Consider the following 24,215-nt stretch of genomic DNA (forward strand, 5'->3'; position numbering starts at 1 on the left):
CGCTCCCGCAAAAGGGCAAAGTGGACGACTTTTACGCCGCCCGCAGCAACACTTCGTCGCCGCTACCGTGGTCTAATTTTGCACCGCCGTTCTCACTCCCTAGTAAGAACATATCAGGAACACAAGCTAAATGCGAGTCGTTGGCGATGGAGCTACTGGAGCAAATCGAAGCCTATCTTGAGCAGAACGGCGTTTCGCCCAGTACCTTTGGTCGATCGGCTGTTCGTGACCCAAGACTGGTGACCGATCTGAGGTCAGGCCGAAGGGTACGTCGAAGCACCGAGGAGCGCTTGCGCCGATATCTGAATGATGTCAGCGCACGTTCTGAAAGCTGCCAAACTGGCAATTGCGGTCGCAACCGGTGGGCTCTCGCGAGGTCAGCAGAATGAACGGGTGATCAACGAATGTCCGTCGTTTGAACGTTGTTCGACAGAGCCGATGGCGTAAATTCGTGCAACGCGTGCGTTGGCGTCTCGATGTTGATTTTTTGCGCCAAGCTCATGGTGTTGTAGTTGCCGATGCTCGATGGGACCTGCCCCCACCGGTCGCGCAGTCCATTCAAATGTTCACCGGATTGTTGCTCTTGTCCGGCCGTTCAGACCATTATGCTCTGAGCTAGCAATGTCGCAAAATCGCCAGCGCCGTCCTTAGCCGGCTTCCGACGTAAGAGTCTGGAAATAAAGCGGTTGCCGCTTACGGCCTTCCTGGTTAGATCGTATGAGAGTCAACTTACTGTACGGGTCAATAAACTGATTCGAGTTTGTACGGTTGATAGGGCAGTAGGGGGCGCTTGAATCGATGAATTTCAAGCCTGGAGAACGAGTACGTCTCAAGCGCGATCCGTCGGCAGTGGGGGTCGTTACAGATTCTCCCCCGCAAGAGATGAGCGGTCGCCTAATGATAGAAGTGGAATTTTCCATCGGTCGTGCCCGCCGACCAGCCAGTCAGCTTGAACGGGTGGAGGTAGAAGTCGACGCGCTCGAGGATCTTCGCAATGGGAAGCTTTCCTCACCGATCGATCTGCGGCGTACGATCAATCACCTGAGAATGACCGGCAAGCTGGCAGACATGATCTACGCTATGGGTGCCACCAACACCCAGTTTCATGCGTATCAGTTCAAGCCTCTGTTGAAACTGCTCAACGCTCCAGCGCGAGGGCTTTTAATTGCTGACGAAGTCGGTCTGGGAAAGACTATTGAAGCAGGGCTGATCTGGACCGAACTGGTAGCTCGCTTCGACGCTCGGCGGCTGCTGGTGGTCTGTCCCAAACCCCTCGTGGAGAAATGGCGGGCTGAGCTGCGCTCAAAGTTCAACGTGGAAGCCAAGGCGTGCAATGCGGCGGAGCTAATGGATCTGCTGCGCGATGATGCTGAGCGCAAGCAGGGCTTCGCCGCCATCGCATCACTTTCGTCGCTGCGACCTCCAGCGAAATGGAATGACGATGTGGAGCCTGACCAGTCCGCTAGGGGGCTGCTGGCTCGCTACTTGGCCGATGAACGAGATGACGAGCTGTTCGACCTGGTGATCTTCGATGAAGCCCACCACATGCGCAATGCCGATACCGCCAATCATAAACTCGGACAGCTGGTCACCGAGGCTGCAGACTATAGCCTTTTACTATCCGCCACCCCGATCAACCTGCGCTCGAATGACCTGCGGGTGCTGCTGAAACTGCTTGATCCGGACACGTTTGAAAACGAATGGCAGTTTGCAATCCTGCAGGATGAAAACGCGCCTCTGGTTGCCGCCTGCGAAGCAGCCAGAAATCCCGGGGTGCCCATCGCCTCAGTGGCAAAGTTAATAGATGAGCTGCCGCCTGGGCGGATTCTCAAAACCGGGGGGCGTCTCAAGCGGCTTCGCGCTGAACTGAAGTCTGGGCTAGAAGATACCCCTGAAACCAGGGTCCGTTTGGCCGCCCGGCTAGAGGAGATGTCGCTGCTTGGTTCGATTGTGAACCGAACACGACGCCGGGATGTGGCTGAGTTCAAGGTCGAGCGGCGGCCCAAGACCATTCCTTGGGAAATGTCAGCGGACGAACGCAAATTCTATAATCGAATTACGCATGCGATCGAGCGTTACGCCTATGACCGGGATCTCAATGAACGGTTCCTGCTAGCTCAGACACAGCGTCTTCTGGCGTCCAGCCTCGCGTCGGCTTATCGCCATTGGGGGGAGAAGACCGGCAATCTTTCGCTGGATGAAGAGGACGACGACGCGCCGAAATCAATCCCAGGTCCGCTTGTCAGTGCTCTTGGCGAAATCTGCGATGACCGCACAGTCCTTGCTGAGCTGGAGCGGAACGATACCAAGTTTGAGAGACTGAGCGCTGCGATCAAAGACCTCAAGTCTGCAGATGGCGACCAGAAGCTGATAGTCTTTTCAAGCTTCAGGCGCGTCATCAGCTATCTCAAGGGGCGATTGGAATCCCAGGGGATTAATGTCGTGGAGCTCCACGGCGGGATCAAAGAGGACCGCCAGCAGACCGTTGAACGGTTCGCGGATGCGCCAGGCGGCACCGTGCTCCTGACCTCAGAAGTAGGCGGCGAAGGTCTTGACCTGCAATTCTGCCGGATCGTGCTCAATTGGGATCTGCCCTGGAATCCCATGAAAGTTGAACAACGGATCGGCCGCGTCGATCGTATTGGTCAGCAGTCCGAATCCGTGGACATCATCAATCTTATTGCCAGCAATACCATCGAGGAGATCGTCTATGATCGCCTCTATCAGCGCCTCGACATCATCCGACACGCCCTAGGCGATTTCGAGCCGATTCTGGGCGAGATCGTCAAGGATCTCGATATCATCCTGTCGGACCCTACGCTAAGTCTCGCTGAGCGAGCAGCAGAGATCGACCGCGCTACCCAAGCGGCCGAAGCCCGCAAGCAGCAGGCGGATCAACTGGAGCGTGAGGCGCCTGGGCTCATCGCCCACGGGGAAAACATCCTCAATCGCATCAAGGAGGCCAACGCACCCCACAAAATGCTCTCGAGTAGCGACCTTCGGGACTACATCGTCAGCACGCTAGTGGAGAATTTTCCCGACACTCGATTTGATCGGGTGCCTGGCGCGCCGATCGAAATCTATGAAGCGCGTCTGTCCTCGCGCGCACAAGCTGAATTCGCACGTTTTCTGGACAGTTCGGCAAAGCGTTACCCGACGCGCTTCAGAAGAGATGCAGGATCTGGTGTCCGCGTCATATTCGGCAGCAATCCAGACCCGGGCCGTTTCAAAGCAATGGATACTGTGCCCATGACACATCCACTGGCACGGTTTGCATCCGAGATCCGCCAACGCCGCCTGGCTGGTCTGGCCATTCGCCCTGTCACATCGCTTAGGATTTCTCGACAGGAGACCGGCGGTCTGAAGCAGGGACGATACGCAGTCGCGGTTGAACGCTGGTCAATCGATGGCCTCGTTCCCGTCGACAAGCTATTCTATCTGGCATCTGAAATGCGGACGGGCGAGGTTGTCGGACCTGACGATGCCGAAAAGCTGCTTATTCAGGCTCTGTCCTCTGATCCAATCCTCTCGGCACTTGCTCCCGAGGAGCTAAGTAGCGCTATCGATGCTGTCGAAACCAGGATCGTTCCGCTCATTGCCAACGCTCGGGACGATTTCGAGAATGCTGAGGCGGCTCGGCATTATGACCAAATCGAAACCCAGATTGCATTGGTCCAGGAACACCGAGAACGTAAACGCACCGACATGAAATCCCGGATCCTCGATCTGGAACTGTCAGGCGGTGACGTCCAACAGAAGGACAAGAAGCTGCGATCTGCCAAGATGCTCCAAGGCAAACTCGATAAATTTCTTGCCCGGATGGACGTCAAACTGGACGATCTGAAGGTCAAGGAAGACGCCTTCGAGATTGCACAGCCCCAACTCGTTGGCGTGGCGATCATTGAAGTGACGGGGTGATCCGATGAGCCGCAATCACCGCTTCCCGAAGGCAAGACTCGGTGACCTCGGGTCCGCGCTTGGGGATCTGAAGCGCACGTTGATAAAATCTGAAGCCGCGGCTGCTGAAGCCAGACGTCAGAAAGAGGCCGAAGAGAAGCGGCGCGCTGCTTCGCAACCCGAAAGGCCGGTTCAAGAGCCGACAGGTCCCAAGCCCAAATTGACGGCGGCAGCCTTGGATCGCCTAAACACGCCGTTACAGGGCGAAGCCAAGGAAGGCGTAGCGGAGGGATTGCAGCGGGCCGCACCTGCAACGCCTCACAAAGCTGCCGAGGCCGCAAAACCGGCTGCTCGGTCAGCACCTGCGCAAAAGCCCAGGGTTGCCTTGGCCGACGATCACGCGAAGTTGCGAAAATCCGCTGCGGATCGTGTGCGGGCGCTGGTCGGCGGTTCCACGCCTTCGGTCGAGGAGCGGCCGCATTCGATTTCCAATGCGAGCAAAGCAGTTATTGACCGCGCCATTGCTGCTGGATCCGGTATCTTGCGGGATCGTCCAGAACCAGACGAAGACGGTTACATCATCGGCTTCGATTTTGGCACAAGCTCGCTCAAGGTAGCCTACCGCCAGCCTTATGTGGCTGACGATCCGGTGGCCGTGATACCTGTACCAGATGAACTTCGATCCGCGGAGCATCCTGGCCTTTGGCAGAGCGTCATCTGGTATCACCTAGGAAACGAGGAATTCTCGCTATATCCGGTGGATGGCGCCATCGCGCTCGATGGTTTCAAAACAGGGTTGATTGCCGGCCACGGCTCGAACCCTATGCCTCAGGTACCTCAGGTCACCAGAGCTGAAGCCGCAACGGCATTTCTGGCTCTGCAGTTCGCCTATATGGTCGGGGCCTACGCTCTGGAGCAGCCCCTGAACCCGGTCGGCGCGGATCATTTCGTGCTCATCAACATCGGAATTCCAGTCGCTGTTCGTGATGACAAGAGAGCTTTCACTGAGTTTTCCCGCTTGGTCACAGCAGCCTATGCGCTGGCACCGAAAGTTGGCGCGTTGAACCTGCAGGCATTGAGGCTAGAGATGGCGGCTGCGCCGTCCACCCTGCCTCCCTGCTTGCAGCTTGTCCCTGAACTGACAGCAGCGATCGCTGGGTATGCCGCAGACCCCATGGTTCAGCACGGCGCCCATATCCTGATCGATGTGGGCGCGTCGACGCTGGATATCGTCTCGTTCAATTTGCAGGCTCAGCTTAAGGCGTCAGTGTTCACAGCGGGCGTTGATCTGTTCGGAGCAGGTGCTCTCGAGGTTGCCCGATCTGCTGGGGTCGATGACACAACCTTCACCCGCGCATGCAATTACCTCTTCGAAGATGTCTACGGGAAGGCGAAGTCGGAAACTCGAGCGCCAAGCCTGTTTAAGCCGGGCCGCAGACGGATGCCGGTCCAACTGGTGATCACCGGAGGAGGGTGTGATACCGACCTCCATGCCCGATTCATAAATTTGCTCCCTCAAGACCGGGTGCTTGGGGCCCTCCCGTTCAAGCGCCCAGCTCCGCCATCGAAGATTCTTCGCGAGAAAGGAGATCAGTCGCGGCTTCTGCTTGCCTACGGACTGACCCGTGACGTTACCGAGCTTCACGAATTGCGTCTCCCATCGGAGATAGACGACATTCCGCCGCTCCCCGTTCAGCCCTTTCGGATGACCGATAAGGATTTGGTCTGATGGCGGGCCGAGCATCAACCATCACAGACCGGCCGGGAATTCCCGTTGGCCGTCCTTGATGGCCTCGGTGGGAACAGGTCGATTGTTGGTGACACTGTTTCCAGTTAGACGATTTGATAGTCAACTTTCTGGACGGGTCCAAAAATTGATTCGCAGGCGAAGGGATTGGCCATGGACGGGAAACCGAATTTGAGATGGGGTGTCGAGCGCAAACTCGAATTCATCGAATTCAGGCTTTTCTGGGAAGGTTACGTCAATCGCGGGGATATCATCGACACCTTCAACGTGTCGGTCAATCAGGCGTCTACAGACTTGAACCGTTACCTAGGCTTGGCACCGGACAATATGTGTTACGACAAAAGTGCCCGAACCTATGTCCGGACAACAGCATTCAAACCGCTTTTTCTGAAGCCCGATGCCAGCCTCTACCTGTCGCATGTGCGTTCGCTGTCTGATGGCCTCCTCGGTAAGCATGAGGCATGGATAGGAAACATCCCAGATTTCGGGAGCATTACTTTCCCGGCCAGAGGCGTGCTTCCGACGGTTCTTCGTACGATCGTAATTGCCATTCGTCGTCACGAGGCGGTCGAAATTTGCTACCAGTCGATGTCCTCACCAGAACCACAATGGCGATGGATCATTCCTCACGCCCTCGGATTTGATGGCTTCCGCTGGCATGCACGCGCGTTTTGCGAGCAAAGCGGCCAGTTCAAAGACTTCGTTCTGTCCCGCATCTCGGAAACCAAGCAAAGTCGCCAAGCGGAAGATCAGGCTGCCAAAGACACGGCGTGGCACGATGTCATTGAGCTTGAGATCGGGCCGCATCCGGAGCTCAGTCTAAATCAGAAGCGGGTGATCGAACTTGACTACGGCATGCAGAATGGTCGGGTTGTCATCCCCGTTCGCAAAGCCTTGCTCTTCTACGCTTTAAAGAGGCTGGGCCTAGATACCGATCCTGCTGCGCGGAAGCCCCAGGACCAGCAGATTGTGTTGCTAAACAAGGATGCAATTGCGGCATGATTGATACTCATAAGGCGCTAGTACTGTGACCGCACAAGCAAACCCGACCCCTGGCGCCGTAATCCGACTTCGCTCAGCAACTTGGAAGGTTCTGGCTACGTCAACGCTGAAGCTCGGCTATCGCGAAGTTCATTGCCGAGGCTTGTCAGGGCTGGTTCGCGAAAAGGAGGCCCGGTTTGTCTGGGACCTCGAGAAGGGCGCGCGCGTTCTTGACCCCGCTGCAATCAGGCTGGTCCCGGATACATCCCCTGGTCTGATCGACACCAAACTGCATCTCGCAGCCGCGTTCCGGGCGACGCCGACCACAACGCGACGCCCACTGACACTTGGCCATGCCGCGATTGACGACCTAAGCTTCCAGCACCTGCCAGTGGAACGGGCGCTGGCCCAAGACCGTGTACGCCTCCTGATTGCAGATGACGTGGGCCTCGGGAAAACCTTGGAGGCGGGATTGATCACCTCTGAACTCGCCCTTCGCGGCCGGGCAAATCGGATCCTCGTGGTCACGACCCGAGCCATGCTGACCCAGTTCCAGAAAGAGTTCTGGACCCGGTTTTCCATACCACTATCTCGGCTCGACAGCGCCGCGATCCGGCGCATGCGGAACAAGATCCCAGCGCATTACAACGTGTTCGACCAGTTCGACCGGTCAATCGTCTCTATCGACACGCTTAAACGTGACAACCAGATCCGGGACGCGTTGAAACACTCCTACTGGGACCTGATCATCATCGACGAGGCCCATAACGCGGCCGAACGGAAGTCGGCCGCAGGGTCGAACTCTCAGCGGGCGGAGCTTGCGCAGCTTCTGTCTCGCCGAACCGACTCCCTGCTCCTCCTGACAGCGACCCCGCATGACGGGTCGCAAGAGAGCTTCGCAAGTCTCATCAAGATGCTGGACCCGACCAGGGTTCCAGACCCGACCCGGCTGCACCGATCGGACATCGAGGACTTGGTCGTCCGCCGGTTCCGCTCGTCGCCGGAAGTGGTTGCCGATATAGGCCGACAGGTTCCGAAACGGCAGCTCTTCCCGCGCCGCTTCCCCCTCAGCCCGCAGGAAGAGGTGGCCTATCAGGCGATCGCGGACCTCCACCTTGATCTTGACGAGGAACAGACCCGAGGGCGTGCCATTGATTTGTTCCGAACCACCATCGCCAAGGCCATCTTCTCCAGCCCGGCCGCTTGCTTCGAGACACTCTCACGCCGAATCCGGGGGATCGAGAATGGAACTGCCCGCGGCACAGAGGCTGACCGAGATCGGCTCAAGGCGCTCGCCGACCATGTGGCCGCGATCGATCCGGGCGCGTTCAGCAAATACCAAGACCTCCTGCACCTGCTGCGCGAGCTGAAATGGACTGGTCGGGCACCCCGGGACAGGTTGGTCATTTTCTCAGAGCGGATCGCGACCGTGTCTTGGCTTGCCGACCGCCTGCGCGAGGACTTGGATCTGTCCACCGACCAGGTGGCGCGAGTTGATGGGGGAAGCGTCGAGGCGGACGCCCGGACCCAAGAGGTGATCGAGGCATTTGGCCAGGAGCGCTCTCCAATCCGAATTCTCATCGCCTCTGACATGGCGTCCGAGGGCCTCAACCTTCACTTCCAGTGTCACCGTCTGATCCATTTCGATTTGCCCTGGTCCCTTCTGCGGTTCCAGCAGCGGAACGGGCGGATTGACCGCTATGGACAGGACCGACCCCCTCAGATCAGCTACTTCGTGGGCGAGAGCACGCACCCGAAAGTGCGGCAGATGTGGGTCCTCGAGAAGCTTGTCGCGAAGGACGAGGCAGCGCAGGCCGGCGTCGGTGACCCGGCCGTGTTCCTTGGCGCAGGAGACGCGGCAGGGGAGGAGGCGGTGGTCGCGGAAGCTGTCGCCACCGGAATCGGCGCGGAGGCGTTCGAGCGCCAGATGGACGCCCGTGCGGTAGAGGCCGTCACCCATATGTCGGTGGACGATGAGTTCGCGGCACTCTTCGGGGATTACGCAGCCCCGGCTCCGGCCGACGCGTCACCCCCGACGGATCAAGCCCCGCCTCGCCTGTACCCGGACACATTCACCTACGCACAGGCGATGATTGAGCGGCTGTCTCGACCTGAAGAAAAGGCCTTCTCGGAGCTGCCCAAGATCCAGGCGGCCGACCGTCTCATCCAGCTTGCCATACCCGATGACATGCGGGCGCGCGACGGGTTCGGATATGCGAGCGATGGGGCCGTGGATAGCCGATTCATGCCGGAGGAAGCGGTCGGCCCTGGAGGCCGGATCGAGTTGACTGACCAACCCGGGGTAATCAACCAGGCAATCAACGACGCGAAGGCGCAGGACCGGGCCTGGCCAAACGTACAATTCCTCTGGGACGGGCACCCGATCCTTCAATGGTTCGCAGATCGGTCCAGCACCTTCTTCCCCGAACACGCGGCTCCGGTCGCGCCGCTAGTGGGTCGTCTGCCTCCGGGGGAGGTTGCCGTAATTCTGCATGGGGCGATCCCGAACGCGAACGGGGCCCCCGTCGTGGACCGATGGGCGGTGGTGATCCGGACAGCGGACGGAACCGTCCGTCTCGAAGAGGTGGGCACATTCTTGGAAAGGACCCGACTCGCCGGAGACACCCCGAGCCGACCGTTGGAAGACCTCTCGGCGGCGCAGGCGGCGATCCCTGTTGCTGTGGACCGGTTCCAGACGCACCTTGTCGATCTGCGGAAGGCACGCGAGGCGGATATTGAGCGGGACCTCGACGCGGTTCTTGACCGGCTATCGGATCTAGAGACGCGGTTCCGAGCTCAGCTTACGCTCGATCTCGGCGACATGCCCGGTACCGACGAAGGACTCAGCCCACATGAGAAGAGGCGGCTGACCATCCGCCGCAAGCGGGAAGAGGGGATCGAGAAGCTGTTCCAAGACTGGACCGACTGGTTCGAGCGGACCCGAAAAATGGTGTCCGACCCGAACCCGCATGTCGACGTCAAAGCTGTTTTTGTGGGGTGACCGAATGGACCTGATCGGGATCGAAAACGAAGCTGAGTTCTTCCCATCCGGCACTCTTTCGGACGTGTTGAAGGAGGAGCTTCAGGACATCACCGCCCGCTGGGCCGGTTTGGACCGAGCCGCCCATCCCGTAGAACGGCTAGCCCGCGTCGCTGGCACGACAGTTGAGGTGCTGCGTCAAGTTCGCAACAGTTCGGACCGTTCCCGGCGCGCAGAACTTGTCCGGGACGCGCACCACGACGTGCTGGTCGCTCTCGGCTATGTGTGGCGGCGCGAAGGGGCGTATGTGGCTCTCGACGGGGCGCCGGTGATTCCTCTTGTGTCCCGCGCCGCAGATGCCAGCGGTCGTGACGCGCTCTGGGTGATCGAGGCGGCCATCCCAGCCCCGGAGGATGAGGCATCGGACCCGCTGGGCGCCTGCTTCACCGAAGATCAATTTCCGCCGGACCTGAGCGACGCCGTCCTGACCGACCGGACCATCGAGTCCGTCCTTGCCGAGGGGGTGTTCGAACTGTCCGACGGCCCCCGTCACGTTCTCGTCCTCGGTCTCTCGCAGATCGTCCTGATCGACAAACGAAAATGGCCGGCCCGGTCCGTCCTCCGCTTCGACCTTCAAGAAATCTTCACCCGCGAGGACCGGGACACGCTGACCGTGATGGCCTGCCTGATCTCTCGTGAGGCGCGTGTCCCGGATCAAGGTGCGCCGATCTCCGACCGGCTCGAGGAGGAAGCGCAGCGGAACGCCAACGCTGTCACCACCTCCCTGAAACGGACCGTGCGGGACGCCATCGAGCTGCTCGGCCAAGAGGTAATTGCAGTAACCGGCGGGAAGTATCCGTCCAGCTTCCCCGACCCGGGCAGGCGCGGGGTTTGGATCGACGGGCCGGAGCTGTCGCGTGAGTGCCTGCGCTACATGTACCGGCTGCTGTTCCTGTTCTACGCGGAGGCAAACCCGCGTCTGAACCTTTTGGACATGCGCAACCCAATCTACGCGACGGGGTATTCGCTTGAGGCGCTGCGCGAGCTGGAATCCGTCCCGCTCCGCACCATTTCGGATCGGGAGGGGACGTTCCTCTGGGAAAGCCTTCGGCGGACCCTCGACCTCCTCTACACTGGCCTCGATCTCTCCGATGACGAGCGTGGGACGGGGCTGCGCCTGCCCGCCGTCAAGGTGTCCCTGCTCGATCCGGAGAGCACGCCGCTCCTCAACGGGTTGGGGCTGCGCAACGAGGCGGTTCAACAGGTGATCCGGCTGCTGTCGCTCCGCTCCACCGGCAAGAACACAGGCCGGATATCCTACGCCAAGCTCGGGATCGGTCAGCTGGGCGCGGTTTATGAAACCCTGATTTCCTTTACCGGCGTCGTCGCAAAGACCGACCTTATCGAGCTGAAGCCCCGCAAAGGCCGGTCGAATGACGCGGCCGAAGACGGGGAGGAGGCGGAAGCGCCCGAGGCAGAAGATGACGCCGAAGAGGACCTGTTCGACGAAGAAGAGGTCGAACAGGAGGATGCCATCCGCCGTGACAAGGTGGACAAGCTGGCGCCGAGCTGGTTCATCCCCCGCAGCCGGATCAACGAGTTCGCCCCGGACGAGATTGTTTTCAACGGATCTGAGGCGCTGGTCTATCCCAAGGGAACCTTCATTTACCGCCTCGCGGGCCGGGACCGCGAGAAATCCGCATCCTACTATACGCCGGAACCGCTCGCGCGGCTGCTGGTCAAGCACGCGCTGATGGAGCGGTGCCGAGACCTCACGGCTGACGAGCTTCTGGACCTAAAGATCCTCGAACCCGCGATGGGCTCCGCCGCCTTCCTTGTGGAAACCACGAACCAGCTCGCTGACCTCTATCTCGAGCGCAAGCAGAAAGAGACGGGGCGGACCATCCCGCAGGAGGATATCGTCCTCGAGAAACAGCGGGTCCGGGCCTACATCGCGGACCGGAACTGCTTCGGGGTCGACCTGAACCCAATCGCTGTCGAACTGGGGGCGATCTCGCTCTGGCTGAACAGCCTGCACGGTAGCGAATTCTCGCCCTGGTTTGGGGACCAGCTTCATGCCGGGAACTCCCTGATCGGCGCGAGGCGCGCCGCCTATGCTCCCGAGCTACTCAGCGCCAAGGCGCAGGGCGACCTCTGGTTCAATGGGAGACCAGATGAGATCGGCTGGCGCAAACGCCTGCCGGACGGGCACGTCTGGCAGTGGCTTCTGCCCGCCAAGGACATGGCGAACTTCGACAAGGACAAGTCGATCGCCCCCTTCGCGAAAGCTGCGCAGGACAAGATCAAGGCGTGGCGCAAGGACGGCTTCTTCAAGAAGCTTGAGCCCCACGAGGTCAAGCTGGTCCAGAAACTCAGCCGGGTCGCTGAGGCACTGTTCGATCAGGTCGCCGAGGACCTCGCCAAGACTCGCGCTGCCGCGAATGACGAGATCACCCTCTGGCCGGACAAGGTCATGCCTGGGAACAAGCGACTAGACTTCCACGAGAAGGCTCGTCTGAACGCTCACCTGATCGGGGCCGATCACGCCACCAACACACTGCCCTACAAGCGTTTGAAAACTGCGATGGATGCCTGGTGCGCCCTCTGGCTCTGGCCGCTGGACAAGGCAGACCTGCTGCCCGGCCGGGCCGAGTTTCTTCAGGGGATGGCGATGATCCTTGAGGGCGGGTTCACCGCCGACGGGTCGCTGGCTGCTCCCAGTGTGGCGGAGTTCGCCGATCCGGCTCCGGACTTCCTCGACCTGTTAGAACCTGACGCCCCCGCGCGCGACCTGTTTAAGGCCGCCGCCAAGCTGCAGGACGGGCTGTTCCGGGAGACGAACGTCGAGGCGCTGATCGAGAATTTCGACTGGTTAAAAACGGCGGTTGGAGTGGCTGAGCGCGAACGCTTCGTGCATTTCGACCTGATCTTCGCCGACCTCATGAAGGCGCGGGGCGGGTTTGACGTGATCGTAGGAAACCCGCCCTGGGCCAAGCCCTCGTGGAACGAGGGGCTGGTGCTGGCGGATATCGACCCGATTTATGCGGGTCTGTCTGCCTCGGACGCGAAGAAGGCCTTGCCCGAAGCTCTGCCGAAGGCGCCCCCCGTGCGGCGCGAGGGGCGGCTGGTTTTGGCGGTCGAGGCCTTCCTGCAGGATTTTGTGTCGACCCGGGGGGCGATGGAGTTGACCTCATCCGAGGTGATGAACCCATTCGTCGGGGGTGGGTCAAACAACCTTTACCGATGCTTCATTGACCTGTCGTTCCGACTCGTCGCCCCGCAGGGATATGCGGCGCTGATCCATCAGGATGGGCATTTAGGTGACCCAAAGTCGGGGAATTTCCGGCGGCATTGGTATACGCGGATCGCGAAATATTTTGAGTGTCGAAATCAGATCAAGCTCAAAATGTTTGCAGAGGTCGACAACAATGTCCGCTTTTCATTGAATATTTATAGAGGAACCCCTTCTGAACCATACTTTGATTCTTTCAGCGGTGCCTTTCTCGCCTCCCAAGTTGACGAGTCCTATCTCCATGACGGGGCTGGGCCAGTAGATGGCATAAAGACAGACGATGGCAAGTGGAATACCCAAGGCCATAAAGGGCGTATTGTAAGGATTGACCAAGAGGCCCTGACCATAATTTATGAGCTATCTGAAAATGATAATATTCCTATTGAAGAAGCGCGGTTTATTCAGCCATATTCTGCTCGCACACTAGACGTTTTTAAAAGAATGTCTCGGTTTCCAAAGTTGGATGCCGCCGTCACAGCGGGTATTGGCAGATCCAGCAATAATGCAGACAAGGCAGAGCCGGAAACTGTAGGAAATTGGCAGGTTTCGGCTCATTGGAATGAGACGAGCGCTCAGAAAGATGGAACCATTCGTCGTGAAACAGCATTTCGCGCCGCGGACGAAATGATTCTTCAGGGTCCGTTATTCCACGTAGCAAACCCATTGTACAAAACTCCACGTCGTATTTGCGGCTCTAATAAGGCTTATGACATAGTTGATCTATGCTCTGTCGGGCAAGAATACCTTCCAAGAACAAATTATGGTCCAGCGACAGAATTGGCAGAATATAAGCGCCGAATCAGTCGCTGCCGATGGAACCCATCAGAAAGTCATGCTGACTTCTATCGGATCGCATTTCGAGCCATGGTTGCCCTCAACGGGGAGCGAAGCTTCGTCAATACATTAATCCCACCAGGGACGACACATGTGAATAGCGTAGAAAGCATCGCGTTCAGTCAAGATGCCCACTTGCTAAATGCAGCTCCCTTTCTCGCCTCCATATCGATGGATTTTTTTGTGAAAGCGAGTGGGAAACAAAATCTTCACGACAAGGATATTCAAGGATTGCCTTGGGCAGAGGTAGACGATGTTGCGAAACATCGTGCCCTGCGTTTGGCTTGCTTGACGTCAGCATATTCAAGTCTTTGGGATCGCTACGCCGGTACACTCGACGTCCTCCCATGGTCCTCACTAGACCCGCGCCTTCAACTCGAAGGCCCAGTCGAAGGCCCGCCTACTTGGGGCCGGACAGCAGGCCTTCGTACAGAGTTTGCCCGCCGCATGGCGCTTGTCGAGATCGACGTATTGGTTGCGCAGGCTCTGGGCCTGACGCTCGATCAGCTGATCGAGATCTACCGGATCTACTTCCCTGTGATGCAGGAATACGAGGCGGGGACTTGGTACGATCAGAACGGCCGGATCGTCTGGACCTGCTCCAAGGGCTTGCCTGGAGTCGGCTGGCTCGACGACCGTGGCAAAAGTCCAGGTCGCGCTGCTTGGGAGAGGATTCTCGCCGAGAGCCCCACGGAACTGACTTGCACTGCCATCGACGACACGATGCCCGGCGGCCCCCGCACCGTCACCCGCCATTTCGTCGGCCCCTTCACCCAGTGCGACCGGATCGGGGACTACCGCCGCGCCTGGGCCCATTTCGAGCGGCTGAAATCCGCAGAGGCCGCCTGAGATGAACCCGATCCTCCTTGCCCGTCATGTCCAGGACAGTCTGCGTGAACTAGTCCACACGACCCTTAACAGCACCAGCTCCGCCTTCGAGGGGATGGTAGACCGGTTCATCGCCGAGCCGGAAAACTTCATTAAGGGGCCGTGGATATCGGTCGATATGCCATTTAGGCAGATCGACGGCGCGGCGGACGGGACATGGACGCAGCCTTTCCCTGACGTGCCGCTGAAGTTCGCGCCCTACCAGCACCAGACCGATGCGTTCGCCCGGCTGAGCGGCGACGCGATGCGTTCGACACTGGTCGCAACTGGGACCGGGTCGGGAAAAACGGAATCCTACCTCTGGCCGATTTTGGAGCATTGTCGGAAAAACAAGGGGAGGCCCGGGATCAAGGCTATCCTGATCTACCCGATGAATGCGCTCGCGACCGACCAGGCACGCCGCATTGCGGCAGCGATCTCGGGAATACCGTCACTGCATGGCGTTCGCGCAGGCATCTATGCGGACGCGGAGCCGAAGGATCCGACGTATGAGGTGACGGCAGACAGCGTGATCACCCACCGCGACACGATGCGAAAGAACCCGCCGGATATCCTGCTCACCAACTACAAAATGCTCGACTATTTGCTGCTGCGGGGCCGCGACAAGGCGCTCTGGGCGCAGAACGACCCGGAAAGCTTGCGGTTCTTGGTAGTCGACGAAATGCACACCTTTGACGGGGCCCAAGGGGCGGACCTCGCCCTTTTGCTGCGCCGCCTGAAGTACCGCCTGAACACACCAGAAGGCCACCTGATCTGTGTCGGCTCGTCGGCCACGCTTGGCTCTGGCGATGAAGCAGCACAAGAACTGCGCAGCTACGCTGAGACCATCTTCGGCGAACCGTTCGATGCTGGTGCAGTGGTTCGGGAAACACGGAAGACGCCTAACCAGGTTTTCGGTGACCCAGAATATCTCGACCGGCCAGATCCGTCGGAAATCCACTACGCGCTGGATGAGGCCGCGGAGATGGATCAGCCAGACGCGGCACGAAGATTGGCTGTTTGCCTCTTTCCAGAGCGTGACGACCCGGACCTCACCTTCATAGACGCTGGTGATCCCGCAGATCCGGTTTGGAGGATCGCGCTCGGGGACCGGCTGGTCCAGCATCATCTGTGTCAGCGGACACTGAAGATCATCGCAGAGAACAAGGGACCCGCCTCGCTCGAAACAGTGGCGGCAGGGCTTTCTCAGGTTCGGGTACTGCGGGACTGGCCCGAAGCGGACATGCGGGCTCTTGCCGAGCTGGTGGTCGCGCTGGTGGCTTGGGCCCGGTCAGGTGCTGCCGAGAGCCCACGACCCCTTTTCAATGTAAGGCTACAGCTCTGGATTCGGGAGGCGTCCCGGATGGTCACGACCCTCCCTCGACTTGAAGCGGGCGGCGGCCGTTCGCAGATCGACCTTTTTCATGCGCTTGATCTGGATCGCCAAATGCTCCGCAGGGCATTGCCGGTCGTTAACTGCAACAGGTGTGGAGCGACGGCACATTTGGGCCGGCAGGACGCCCGTTCTAAGTCGCTCCATGCGGACCTCGAGCAGCTTTATCAGGAATTCTTCGACGAAAGCGGAGCCGGCCGGATCAGGCTAATCTACCACGAGTCAATTGACCGTCTGATCCAGGCGAGTGGTGCCGGAGGCCAGATTGTGAAAGGCGTTCTCAACGCAGAGACCGTCGAATTCACACCAGCTGATCACAACCAGCTTGAGCCTGGGCCCGCGGCTCCAGTCTGGATCTATAACCCGACCGATGCAAACGGGCACATTGATAGAACATGCCCTGCTTGCGGCCAGGCTCGAGGGCTCCTCCTTTTCGGGATGCGTGCTGCACGCCTTACGACTGGGATCACTGGCACCCTCTACACCTCGGCGCAGAACGAGGAATTGCCGGAAGCGAAACCGCGTTTCCTGATGTTCTCAGATTCCGTTCAGGACGCTGCCCACCGGGCAGCGGTCGCCGAGACCCGGAACGCCCTCTCGGTCTACCAGAAAGCCCTCTATTCCGCCCTGCACCGTGCCGAGACCGGCGAGATGAGCCTGCATGAAGTGATCGAAGACTTACCCAGGACGCAGCTGGCTGAGATCGGGCCGGACGGCTTCACCGCGCAGTTCATTCCTAAAGAACAAACCTGGCGGCGGCGGTATCGCGAGCTGATCGAGAACAACACGTCGATCACCGATCCAGTCTTCCTCGACCATATCCGTTTACGGCTTGGCTGGGAGTATTTTGTCGACCTAAGCTATCGATCGCATTTCAACCACACGCTTGAACTCAACGGAATGGCGGCAGCAGAGGTTTCTACTGACGTGTTGCGCCTCTCCGCAGACCGGCTCTCACGCGAACTGCGAAATGAACTGCCGGGCGCGCCGGAGTTCGATTCGCTCCTTCTGACCAGGCTTCTCGCCGGAGTTACGCAGCAGATGCGTCGGCAGGGATCGGTGGCCCACCCCTATCTCGAAAGTGCGATTGCAACTGCCAAGGGGAGCTACGGTCTGAACTGGTATGCGGCTGCGGTTCAGATGGGGGTCGGCAGGACCAGCTCCCTTCCGAGCCCTGACGGGCGTCGGGGCCTTGCTCCGATTCCTGTTACGCTCGGGCAAGCACCTAACGGGTTCGAACGGATTACCCGGTCCGGTTCTGGCAGCTGGTATCGGGACTGGCTCTTCAGAACTATTGGTCCGGCTGACTTACGGTACGGGACGGAACCCGAAACGATGTACCCGATGTTGCTGCGCCGGCTAGAGGCAGACAACATCGTCCGGCGTGTCATTGGACCGGAGGCGCAGAACCGACACGCATGGCTGCTTGTACCAGAGCAGGTAACCGTCTCCACCTCCACGATCGGGCTCACTTGCGATCGGTGCGGACGACGTGAAACTGGGCTAGCCAAGAACGCGGGGGTCGCCGTTGGTTCAGACTGCAGCCGGATCGGCTGCGATGGGAGCTTCGTCGAGGCGGAGCAGCCAGACCGACCAGCCTTGCGCAGGGCGCTTCTTTCAGATCGCAATCATCGCGTGGTCGCCCGCGAACACACGGGGATCCTTGAAACTAATGAGCGGCTGCGGGTTGAGGCTGGGTTCATCAAAGGGGAAACCCGCTGGGCCCCAAACCTAATCTCAGCCACTCCGACGCTGGAAATGGGTATCGATATTGGAGACCTGTCCACCCTGCTTCTGAGCTCTGTCCCCCCAGAGGAAGCTAATTACATTCAACGGATGGGGCGCAGCGGACGGCGCGATGGGAACGCGCTGAACATGGTTCTCGCAAATGCACGCGCTCACGACCTCCAATTCTGGGAGGACCCAACACCGATGCTGTCCGGCCAGGTGCGCCCGCCGGGTGTGTTCCTCGCCGCTGAGGAGGTGTTGCTGCGTCAGGTGACCGCGTTCACTCTTGATGCCTACGTGGCAGCCTCGAAGGAGAGCGGGGATTACGGGAAGGTCCGGGATGTCCTGAAACGTCGGGGCAGCGGAGCCACAGAGGGGTTCCCGATTGAATGGCTCGACCAAGTCCGGGAGACCGGATCTGAACTTGCCGAGCGGTTCCTGTCCGGACTGCCGCAGCAGGTTCGGGACCGAACAGATCTGGTGAATCGGATCCGATCTTATCTGACCGGGACCGATACAAAGTCGATCGGGTGGCGTGTCGGCGAAACTTTTGATGCGGTTGCAATTGAGCGGGCCCGGCTGGCGGATAAGCGGGAAGAGGCGAGCAAGGAGCTCAAGCGCCTCCAGAAGCGACGCGCTGAAATCACGGAGGAAGAGTTCCTGCGTCGAGAGCAAGACATCAATCGTGACAGGACAGAGATCAACCGCCTGATCCGAAGCGGAATCGACGAAGTACCGGTGATCAAGTTCCTCACCGACAAGGGGGTCCTGCCGAACTACGCCTTCCCAGAAGAGGGGGTGAAGCTGACATCGATCTTATCGCGACGCAACGACGGTGCGGTCCCGCGCGACGAGGATGGGCTGTTGCACGTTGAATACTCTCGTCCTGCAAGTTCCGCCTTGTCAGAATTCGCGCCAGGTCAGTTTTTTTACGCGAACGGCCGTCAGGTGAAGATTGACCGGATCGAGATCGGGAAAGAGGATCTGGATCGCTGGACCTTCTGCCCGGCTTGTTCCCATGTCGCGAACAGGATCGAGGGAACGGAGAGCCGCACTTGCCCGCAATGCGGCGATGAGATGTGGTCGGATAGCGGATCTGGGCACGACGTTGTCCAGCTCAAGTCGGTGATTTCGGTAAACAGCGAGGAAAAGGCGGCGATCCGGGACGGCGATCAACGGGATCAGCGTCAGTTTGATCGCGTCCTCATGCCGTTCCACGGACCGGAGGACATCGCGACATCTTGGTTTACAAGTAAAGAGACTGGCGCGCCGTTCGGATTTGAGTTCCTTCCAAGCTGCACATTTCGAGATTTCAATTTTGGTCCGAAATCTACCCTCCCGGGACCAAGGATCGCTGGAGATAGGCGACCGTCTCAGCCGTTCCTGATCTGCAAACATTGTGGGTCCCTTCAGGGGCCATCACGGGGAGAGGATGACCGGGGTACACATCCGCCAAGCTGCATCGTTAATCGCGAAACGGATATGCCTCGGGACCGGTGGGAGACTGGCGTTTTCCTGATGCGCAAGTTCGACACGGAGGCGATCCGCATAGTGATCCCGGTCGTCGGGGACGCAGATGACGACGACCTCAAGAGCTTCGTGGCAGCCATAAATCTCGGAATGAGGCGGCATTTCGCTGGGAAGGTAGATCATATCCGGTCGACCATTTTCCAGGCGCAGCTGAACGGAATGACGAAAGTCCGCAGCCTTTACCTCTATGATGCCGTCCCCGGAGGCTCAGGGTATCTTCGCCAAATCGGCGAGCATCCGGATACGATGCGCCAGGTGATCAAGAGCGCGGCAGAAGCTCTCCGAGACTGTTCATGCAACCAGGATCCGGACAGGAACGGGTGTTTCCGCTGCGTTAAACCTTACCGATCTCAGTTCGGACCGGGCGAGCCGGATCGGGATCGGGCGCGGCAGATGATGGAGGCGATCCTTGAAAAATGGGACAGCCTGACACGGACCGAAACCGGGATCGACGAGTCAATCCGCGGTGCCCTGGTTGAAAGCGTCCTCGAGAAGCGGCTTCTTCGGACGCTCTCCGACTTTTACGGTGACGGGGCGCTCTCCCCGCAAGTCCTTCCCGGAGGGCGACGCGGCTTCGTGCTGCGCGCGGGCCGATTGGATGCACCGCGTCTATGGACGATCGAGCCACAAGTTCAGATCAACGCCCGATACCGTGGTCTGCCTCGTAAGCGGGTAGACTTTCTGCTCACGCCCGTAGGGCGAAGCGGGGGTCTGCCAGTCGTGATCGAAATGGACGGGATCGAGTATCACGCAAACTCAGTCGCTCAGGATCTACTGGATCGGATGCTCATGATCCGGTCTGGGCAGGTGCGGGTCTGGACACTATCCTGGCGAGACTTGGACCAAGACGATAAGGGCTACCTTAACCCGCTCTCTGAAAACGCCCTTGGGCCGCAAATGACCGGGCCTCTTGGACATGCTCTGGCTAACCCGCTTTTTTCTGCGCATGCGGAAGCGGTGCGCGCCCTTCAGGCAGTAAGCACTCTCGATGCGCTGAAACACCTCCTAGACGGCGAAGACGACAGCGAGACAACGATCCGTTCGGTTCTGGTCCGGGGCCTTGTGAAGGGGGGGCGGCCACTCGACCAGCTGCCAAGGCATGCTACCCTGTCCGAAACAGGTCGCTTGTTCCTTGCATCATCTGAGGCATCAGAACATGTCGGAACCGGCGCCCTCGATCTCTATTTGGCTTGCAAGAAAATCTCGCCAACCGAATGGGCGCAGTCAGATCGTGATATCCGGCTTCTGCTGCATGCTGTCCTTCCCGACCCAGGCGACGTCCCGGCTGCTAAAACCCTTTACTCCGAGGCATGGCGGGGGCTTTGGCGGCTGGTAAACCTGTTCCAGGGCGCGCGAGGGCTTCATGTTGAGTTCGATGGGCTCGACACGCTTGCCCCGCCGGACATGCTGGACCCCGTTGAGCAAGATGAACTTGGTGCCGGGGCCGCCGCATGGGAGGAGGCGCGCGCCCTCTGCGACGAAGCATTCCATACTCTGATCGATGCACTGATAGCCGCAGAGACACCCGGGCCAGACCGGATTGGGGACGACTTGCTAACTGGTGGCCGCGTAATCGGGATGATGGAGTTTGGCTGGGCGGACGCGCGCGTAGCTGTCGCTGAGATGGCCGTCGATGAGGTTGGCTGGGTCCTTATCCAGTTTGACCCAGAAACGGACCAAGTCGGAGAGACGGTTTCGAGAGTTATCACAGCCCTTCAGGAGGCGCGGAAATGACGGACACAATGAACAAACGGGTCTCCTATGACATAGGCTGCATGAAGAGCTTGCGGAAACTGCCGGATCGGGTGGCGCTCAAGTTCATGGACATGATGACCCGCTACATGTCCGACCCGTCCGCGAACGGGCTCAACCTCGAAACCGTGGAGGGTGCAAAGGACAACTCAATCAAGTCACTGCGTGTCGATCAGGGTTACCGTGCAATCGCCTTTGAGGTGGGCCGCGACATCATGTTTGTGCACGTAAACGAGCACGACAAAGCATACCGCTGGGCGGCCGGACGCCGGGTCAAGCTGGATCCGGAGACGAACCGCGTCCGGATCATCGAAGAGGTTGAGGTAGTGCCAGAGCTGGTAGCCACCCCAGCTGTAGCGGCCCCACGTCTGTTCGAAGGTGTCCCTAACACGCGTTTGCGGACACTCGGTGTACCTGAGGAGGAACTCGCCGCGGTTTACCTCGTCCCGACAATCGATGATCTGGAGGCGGCTGAAGACCAGTTCGATCCGCTCACCTACCAAATACTCTACGCGGTCGCTGCCGGCTATGAGGACGAAGAAATTAGGTCCCTGACCGGGATCGGCGGAGAGACTGAGGCAGAAGCCCAAGTGCCGGCGACTGAGCTAACATTCGGTCGGATGATCGAGACGGAGCAGAGCCGCCAGACAATCTTCATCCCAGACAGCGAAGCCGAGCTGCGTCGTGTTTTCGAGGAAGGGCTAGAAGGATGGCGCATTTTCCTGCATCCGGAACAGCGCAAGATCGCCTACCGGGACTATAATGGCCCGGCCTTGGTCCGAGGTGGTGCTGGGACCGGCAAAACTGTCGTCGCGATGCACAGGGCTAAGCACCTGGCGGACCAGATCGAAAAGATCCCGGACCGGGCGGGCCAGCGGGTCCTTTTAACTACCTTTACGACCAGCCTAGCCCATGACATCGAGGCCAACCTGCGGACCCTTTGCCCAGCCCATCTTGATGCACGCCCACCCCGGATCGAGGTCATCAATCTCGATCGGTGGGTATCACAGTTTCTAAAGCGGAAGAGTTTTGCGCGCGAGGTTGCCTTCTTTGGGGAAGCGCGGGATCGGCTGGACCAAATCTGGCGAGAAGTGTTCGACGATCATGAGCTGCCGGAGGGGCTGTCTGAGGCATTTGTGCGGGCGGAGTGGTCGCAGATCATTCAGGCGAAAGGGCTTGTCGACCAAAAGGCATACCTGAAGGCGTCTCGAGCCGGACGTGGCACCCCACTAGATCGGAGGAAGCGGGCTGCCCTGTGGGATATCTTCGCCGATTATCGGGTCCGACTGATCAGCGAGCGGCTCGCAGAGCCGGATGACGCGTACCGGGAGGCAACCGAGATCTTGTCCGCCGAAGCACCGAATCTTCCTTATTCGGCCGTTATCGTGGACGAGGCACAGGACATGGGGGAACAGGCGTTCCGATTGATCAGAGCGATCATTCCGGAGAATCTGTCCGGGGACAAAAACTCACTTTTCATCGTGGGGGATGCGCATCAGCGGATCTACGGACGGCGGGCCGCCATGTCCGCATGCGGGATCAACGTCCGAGGACGTTCGAAGCGCCTTCGGCTCAACTACCGCACGACACAAGAGATACGTGCCTGGGCCGTCTCCATCCTTGAGGGGGTCAACGTGGACGACCTAGACGAGGGTACGGACAGCTTGCGCGGCTACATTAGCCTCATGCGCGGGGTCGCTCCGGAGCTGGTTGGGTGTCGATCTGAGGCGGAAGAACTGGATGGGTTGGTGGCTTGGGTTCGGTCACTCCCAACGGACCAAATGCGGCTCGCTGAGATCGGTGTCCTCTGCGCACGTCGACTAGACACGGACAGGGTCAGGAGCGCGCTAGGTGCAGCTGGTATCGAAACCGTTGTCCTTCAGTCTGGCCCGGACGACCGTTCCGCTACTGGAGTTCGGATCACGACGATGCATCGGGCGAAGGGGCTAGAGTTTTTTGCTGTTGCAATTCCGTTTCTATCTGATGGGTCATTTCCACCTCAGGGCGCTCTAAAGAGCGCGGTAGATGCAGCGGATCGGGACGATATAATTTGCCAGTACCGCTCGCTTCTTCACGTTGCAGCGACGCGCGCGAAGAAGGCGCTGCGAGTTTCATGGTCAGGCCAACCGACAAACCTTTTTACAGGACTGAAGTGAGATACCCCTCGATTACACTTCCGGCTTGATCGGGACTAGGGCTGCGTAAGGTTGGCTCAGCTATTCAACGCGAAGGTTCCGGGGAACGTGTTCCGAAACCTGCAGAAGGTACTCCGATCCTTAAGGCAGCACCCACATTCGCGCGTTTCTCATTTTTCTGGCCTTGCAAAAGTGTTTCCCCTATGTTCCGGCTGCAACTGAGATGAACGCCATGATGACGAAGTTAGATATCGAAAGCTCCAAGACGGCTGGAACCCCAAAGTGGGAAGGGCTGTCCGAGATTGATCAAGCAATTCGCGACAATCGTCTCACGGAATATCGCATCAATAAAGCTTGGGCAGACCCTTGGAGTCGAAGGCTGACAGTTGGTGTGACTGTCGTGATTGCCGTCGGTTTCTCTTATCTGATCGGCTCCTCACTCGGGCTCTGGTGATGTCAAGACATTACCACTCCTTCACATCGTCTGCTGCCTCTGCACTAGCACCCTTTGCTGCCTTGGTGGCGCGATCTAGGCGTGATCTTGAGCCCTCAAGCGTCTGGCGGCCAGCGGCCTGAGCTCGCTGAACCTCATCTTTGACGATTTCTGTGTCCACTTGAGGGACGGATACTTGGTCACCTCCGCCAATCTGCGCGCGCCCACGCACTGAATTTGCGCTTGAGGCTGCGGGACGGGAGACGGGCTGTCCGGTGGTCAGGACAAGGCGATCATCGATCCCTTCGCGAAGTTGCTCAGCATAGCTCTCAATGAATTTGGCCTGGAGTGCCTGACCTTCGGGGCTGAGTTGGAAGCTGATATCGTCGAAACGCACCGGGCCGTAGAAATCGCGGTTGCTATCAATCTCGGCCAATCCCCACTCGCGATAAGCCTGCGACAGATTAAGACTGCCCGCTGCACTGTCGCCTTCGAAGAACGATGCTTGGCTTTCGAGGCGATTGGCCAGTTCCTCGGCCCGGCGTGCCTCGTGTTGAAGGACAGTTCACAGGAGCCGTAAGGCGACATCCAGCTTTACGAGGTGTCGCCTTGGCCTGATCGATTTCCCGGCGGATGGTCTTCCGGG

9 protein-coding genes are annotated in these 24,215 nt (G+C 59.2%); 8 read left to right on the forward strand and 1 reads right to left on the reverse strand.

Features of this window, described 5'->3' with window-relative positions:
* The first annotated feature begins 798 nt into the window (after nucleotides 1–798).
* The 8 genes from C0V72_RS13775 (at nucleotide 799) to C0V72_RS13810 (ending at nucleotide 23,590) form a co-directional block, all read left to right on the forward strand.
* Nucleotides 799–3,918: a helicase-related protein gene (locus tag C0V72_RS13775; protein ID WP_101794721.1), complete on the forward strand. Its 3,120-nt coding sequence runs from the start codon at nucleotides 799–801 to the stop codon at nucleotides 3,916–3,918.
* A 4-nt stretch (nucleotides 3,919–3,922) separates the two neighbouring features.
* Complete coding sequence (locus tag C0V72_RS16275) at nucleotides 3,923–5,626, forward strand: hypothetical protein (protein WP_143704607.1); 1,704 nt, start codon at nucleotides 3,923–3,925, stop codon at nucleotides 5,624–5,626.
* Nucleotides 5,627–5,797: 171 nt separating this feature from the next.
* Nucleotides 5,798–6,646: a WYL domain-containing protein gene (locus C0V72_RS13785; RefSeq protein WP_101794723.1), complete on the forward strand. Its 849-nt coding sequence runs from the start codon at nucleotides 5,798–5,800 to the stop codon at nucleotides 6,644–6,646.
* A 25-nt stretch (nucleotides 6,647–6,671) separates the two neighbouring features.
* The gene (locus tag C0V72_RS13790; protein WP_101794724.1) at nucleotides 6,672–9,626 is read left to right on the forward strand and encodes a DEAD/DEAH box helicase; all 2,955 of its coding nucleotides are present in this window, start codon (nucleotides 6,672–6,674) and stop codon (nucleotides 9,624–9,626) included.
* Between the two features lie 4 nt (nucleotides 9,627–9,630).
* Entirely contained in the window at nucleotides 9,631–14,580 is a 4,950-nt protein-coding gene (locus tag C0V72_RS13795) for an Eco57I restriction-modification methylase domain-containing protein (protein ID WP_101794725.1), read from the forward strand.
* A gap of 1 nt (nucleotide 14,581) precedes the next feature.
* Nucleotides 14,582–20,983 carry a DEAD/DEAH box helicase gene (locus tag C0V72_RS13800; protein ID WP_101794726.1) on the forward strand — a complete coding sequence of 2,134 codons (6,402 nt, stop codon included), beginning with the start codon at nucleotides 14,582–14,584 and terminating at the stop codon, nucleotides 20,981–20,983.
* Nucleotides 20,980–23,157, forward strand: coding sequence for a UvrD-helicase domain-containing protein (locus tag C0V72_RS13805; RefSeq protein ID WP_101794727.1), 2,178 nt, complete (start codon nucleotides 20,980–20,982; stop codon nucleotides 23,155–23,157). Before C0V72_RS13800 ends, C0V72_RS13805 begins: the two co-directional genes overlap by 4 nt.
* A 202-nt stretch (nucleotides 23,158–23,359) precedes the next feature.
* A complete protein-coding gene (locus C0V72_RS13810) occupies nucleotides 23,360–23,590 on the forward strand; it encodes a hypothetical protein (protein ID WP_101794728.1) in 231 nt (76 codons plus the stop codon).
* Between the two features lie 10 nt (nucleotides 23,591–23,600).
* Here the strand turns inward: C0V72_RS13810 and C0V72_RS13815 are convergent, their stop codons facing one another.
* On the reverse strand, nucleotides 23,601–24,005 hold the full coding sequence (locus C0V72_RS13815) for a hypothetical protein (protein WP_233999960.1): 405 nt from the start codon (nucleotides 24,003–24,005) through the stop codon (nucleotides 23,601–23,603).
* Nucleotides 24,006–24,215: the final 210 nt, after the last annotated feature.

The sequence above is a fragment of the Porphyrobacter sp. TH134 genome (genome assembly GCF_002855495.1).
In the GTDB taxonomy this organism is placed as follows: Bacteria; Pseudomonadota; Alphaproteobacteria; order Sphingomonadales; family Sphingomonadaceae; genus Erythrobacter.